The following is a 3,037-nucleotide window of genomic DNA, read 5'->3' on the forward strand; positions in this document are numbered from 1 at the left end:
TCAGACATGTTACCGCTCGATTTTCGAACCGTGAATCACGCCGCTGGACGGAAATCAATGGGTCCTGACCCTAAGGCCGGTTGCCGCCCCTAGATCCAGATTGCGCAGTTGTCCCACATATAGCAAGTGGCTTTACTTTGGGCTGTGTAGCCCCCTTGAAGAACGGTTATCGCACCTGAACGCTCCGCTCGAAATCTGTTATCCAATTTGTCGGATACATGGACGCTAGCGTGGCAACCATTACTACCAGCGCGCATCCTTCTCGCAGATATAGAGTTGACTTGTAGATCACCTCCTTACCATCGATCACCTTATTCCCTCGCACAAATGCGTGAGGGAGTTTTTCACTTAGGTGCAGGGATAGATACGAGTTCTTCAACCCATTACTTATCGCATAGTTTGAAAGAATTTCCTCATACACAGCTTCTTGGTACTCTCTTCCTCCCTCAGGAAGTGACAGAAACTCCGCCCGGAGGATTTCCGAGTGCCGATAGTCGTAGCTTATACCTCGAAGACCGAAGGTGGATACTTTGCTAGCCTTTGGTCGGTCAGGAAAAGCAATGGCAAGATCACAGTCATCCTTAGTTTTCCACTCTGCGGCATCTGAACTGCCAGCGCCGATAGCAGACGCCATGCCTACCGCAGCAAAAAGAAGGACGGGAAAACGCAAGTTTGAAACCTTTCTAAAGATAAGGATTTGCAGGTGATTTCACCTTCAGATTGCATCATGTGGGAATGGTTTCCCAGCTGCAATTCCAAACGATAGCATCATCGGGTTGCAGGCAGATTCTCTAATTCACAGCGAAGTTCCGCATCTGGCTGTGGCCTGCCCCACCTGACTGGCACGGGCCCTATCGGCAACCGAAAATCCGACAAGGCCACTTATGTTAAATCTGAACTTGGCCGCTACGCAGCGCCAGTCAGTCCCCATCCAAACCCTTCCCCCTCTAGGCCATAAGTCACGGCTAGGTCTCTGCTCACTCTGGGATCGCATTTCATGCGAAAAGCCCGGTACTCCCTACCGACTACCAGGTACGGGCAAAGCCCCTCAGCCGCCGCCGTGGCGTCGAATGGTCGGTCTGGCTTCCGGTCACCACGCCGGACGTGCGGATTTCATCGGGCGAGATATCCGACGAACTTTGGGATGCCATCGGCGTCCAATCTGCCACAGTTGCGGCAACGCTGGACACTGCGATTGAAGAGAACCGTATGGGGGCAGATTTCAGCCTCTACGAGATCTTGACCGTGGATAGCGGCACCCAGATCACGCTGGCGTAGAACTATCGGGGGGCTACGGCAACAGACCAGTTCTATGCAGCCATCCCCACGATGGCGATGGCCCATGCCCTCGCGGCATCAGCGCAGGCGCTGCTGAGTGATTTTCAGGCCGCCAAGGACCTGCTCGCGGACGGGTATTTCGGCACCTCCCTCGCTGCCTTCAACACGGATCGCGACACAGGGGTTAAGCTGGTCGGTGAAAACCAGATCGGTATCCAGGCCGGGGGCGTTTTGGGCCTTCTTCTTGCGAATGGCGCCGTGGGCATCGGCACCACTACGGGGCTGGAGGGCAGCCTCACCCTTGCAGATTTCCTCAACATCCGGCGCAACGCTGATGGCTGGCTCTTGAAGCACCAGCGGACGGATGGGAGCCAGTCGTGCGGCCTGAAATCGTTCGGTCATTCCGGTGCCGTAGGGTTGCAGGCTGTCACAAACGATGCGGTCAGGATGACCATTTCGAATACCGGCAGGATGGTTATGGGTACAACAACACCGGATCACTATATCGACATACGTCCTGTAACCTACGCGCAAAATCAATCCTGCGGCCTGCAGATTGGCTCCACCGGCGGTCAATGGAAAGGTGGGCTATTCCTCGAGTCGGATAGCGGCGGGTCATCGAGCATGGTTGTCCGTGTCCCCGCTGACAACGCAGATGGTTCGTTCAAAGCCATAGCCTGCAAGCACAACGAAATGAGGCTTCGCGCCGAGGGCAACGACAAGCTGGTCATTGAAACTGAGAGTATCATCCGGCCAGCAACGGACAATGCGCAGGATCTCGGGTCGGCATCATATCGCTGGGACGATATATTCGCCAAAAAAACGGTCATCCAGACCTCAGACGAAAACCTGAAAACAGGTATTCGCGGGTTTACGGATGCAGAACGCCGCGTCGCAGCAGCCTTGAAGGGGATGGCAAAGATCTTCCAGTGGATCGACGCGGTTGCAGACAAAGGCGATGCGGCCCGTCTGCATTGCGGTTTCATTGCCCAAGAGGTGGAAGCAGCCTTTCAGGCGGAAGGACTAGATCCTGGTCGCTATGGCCTGTTCACGCGCACCCCAATCACCAAGACCGTCGTCAAGACCAGGGAGATCGAGCGGCAAGTGACGGAGCTGGTAACGAAGGACCGTGAAGTGATCGAGGTGACCGACGGCCGCGCTGTTCGAAAGATGGTGACCGTGGAAGTCGAACAGCCGGTGTTCGACGAAGTGCCACTGTACGATGAGGCGGGTTCGCCCATCACTGCCGAGGTACAGGTCGGGATCGATGAGAAGACCGGCGAACCGGTCTATGACCATCGACCGGCCGTGCATCACATTCCGGTAATGGAAACCGTCACCGAAGAGTACCAGGCCGAAGAGCCAGATGGTGAGCGGCTGGGTCTGCGCTATGGCGAGCTGATGTGCTTCCTGCTGGCAGCGGGGTGACGGCCTGCCCCCCAAGCGGGGGGCCAAGGGGCGCACCAACGCCCCTCGACACGGGGCCCATTCTCAAAGAACTGAGTGACAACTCGCTCGTCGGCTACGAAGACTATCCACTGAAAGGACACACACAACTATGTTCGAAGATATTGGAAATGCTTTCAATCTCGAAACCGAGGTACTCATTACCATTGCAATCGGATATCTTGGATTTCGAATTGCATATGCCGAGAGGTCTAACCCTGAAAACAACGGCCAGACGCTAGGGTCAGGACCCATTGATTTCCGTCCAGCGGCGTGATTCACGGTTCGAAAATCGAGCGGTAACATGTCTGAT

At 55.5% G+C, this 3,037-nt stretch carries 2 protein-coding genes; both read left to right on the forward strand.

Annotated features, from left to right (window positions below; genetic code table 11):
• Positions 1–1,104: 1,104 nt before the first annotated feature.
• A complete protein-coding gene (locus tag PXK07_RS18530; protein ID WP_274849783.1) occupies positions 1,105–1,278 on the forward strand; it encodes a hypothetical protein in 174 nt (57 codons plus the stop codon).
• Positions 1,279–1,329: 51 nt separating this feature from the next.
• Complete coding sequence (locus PXK07_RS18535; protein ID WP_274849784.1) at positions 1,330–2,706, forward strand: tail fiber domain-containing protein; 1,377 nt, start codon at positions 1,330–1,332, stop codon at positions 2,704–2,706.
• Positions 2,707–3,037: the final 331 nt, after the last annotated feature.

The organism is Phaeobacter sp. QD34_24 (assembly GCF_028890115.1).
Classification (GTDB): domain Bacteria; phylum Pseudomonadota; class Alphaproteobacteria; order Rhodobacterales; family Rhodobacteraceae; genus Phycobacter.

Excerpts from the sequence above, each read along its gene's own strand:
- PXK07_RS18535 (WP_274849784.1), top strand. The coding sequence starts at position 1,330 with ATGGCGATGGCCCATGCCCTCGCGGCATCAGCGCAGGCGCTGCTGAGT.